1 protein-coding gene is annotated in these 1,348 nt (G+C 62.9%); it reads left to right on the top strand.

Annotated features, from left to right (window positions below; genetic code table 11):
• Positions 1 to 51 precede the first annotated feature (51 nt).
• Positions 52 to 1,322, top strand: a protein-coding gene (locus tag ACZYSP_RS35255) for an IS3 family transposase (RefSeq protein WP_436318445.1) whose coding sequence is annotated in 2 segments (ribosomal slippage) — positions 52 to 427 and positions 427 to 1,322 — 1,272 coding nt in all. Because the reading frame shifts where the segments join, the coding sequence is not laid out codon by codon here.
• The last annotated feature ends 26 nt before the right edge of the window (positions 1,323 to 1,348 follow it).

Raw genomic sequence — 1,348 nt, 5'->3', positions numbered from 1 at the left:
TGACCCGTCCTGACCTGGGTTGACACCTTTTCCCTCAGAAAAGGCGAGTCAATGGAATCAGGCATCAAACGCACGCAGCGGGACTACACGCTGGCTTTTAAGCTGTCGGTGGTCGATCAGGTAGAAAAAGGCGAGCTGACCTACAAGCAGGCGCAAGAGCGCTACGGCATCCAAGGGCGCTCGACCGTTCTGGTGTGGCTGCGCAAGCATGGTCGCCAGAGCTGGGGTTCGGCATCATCTCGGCTTCCCATGCCCATAACAACCAAAAAATCCTCCCCCGCGCCTGCGGCGCCGCTGACCCCTGAGCAGCAGATCAAGGCCTTGGAAGTCCAGCTTCGAGAGGCGAACGAGAAGGCCCGGTTGTTCGAGGCGGTGATCAATGTCCTGAAGAAGGACTACGGGGTGCATGTCGTAAAAAAGCCTTTGGGCAAGTCCTCTCGCAAAAGCTCCTCCCGGGGCTGAGCGTTGCGAGGGCTTGCCGTTATTGGGGCATCAGCCGCCAGGCCTACTACCAGCAACTACATCGCCAGCAGGAGCGCCATGCGCGCTGCGAGACGGTGATTCAGCTCGTGCGTGGCGTGCGCCTGCGCCAACCCCGGCTGGGCGCTCGCAAGCTGCACCACCTGCTCAAGGAGCCGCTGCAGCAGGCGCACGCGAGCCTGGGGCGCGACGCGCTGCTGGACGTGCTGCGCCAGGCTCACATGCTGGTTCAGCCCAGGCGGGCGTACCACAAGACCACCGACAGCCACCACCGGTTCCGCCGCCATCCCAACCTGCTCAAGGATGGACCGAGTCAGGTGCGCCCCACCGGCAGCGAGCAGGTGTGGGTGGCGGACATCACGTACCTGCCCACCGATCGGGGGTTCGTGTACCTGAGCCTGGTGACGGATGCGTGGTCACGCAAGATCGTGGGCCATCATGTGCACGACAGCCTGCACACCAGGCAGGTCAGCCGGGCGCTGACGATGGCGCTCAAGAGCCGGCAAACCCGCCAGATGCTGGTGCACCATTCCGACAGGGGCATCCAGTACTGCTCCGACGACTATCAGCAGATTCACCGGCGCCACGGCATCGCCTGCTCGATGACGGACGGCTACGACTGCTACCAGAACGCGCTGGCCGAGCGCGTCAACGGGATCTTGAAGATGGAGTTCCTGCTGCACCGGCCTGCCGATCTGGCCCAGGCCAGCCGGATGGTTCAGCAGGCCGTGCAGATCTACAACCAGGAGCGACCGCATCAATCCCTAAAATTGAAAACGCCCGATGAGGTCCATCGGGCGTCTCTGGCCGGCTTGAACAGGCCGGCTCTGTGTCCCTCATAGGTGTCAACCTATGGCAGGACGGGTCA

This window comes from Variovorax sp. F042 (assembly GCF_057814215.1).
The sequence above is the reverse complement of the archived record's forward strand: the minus strand, read 5'-3'. Positions and strand labels throughout refer to the sequence as shown.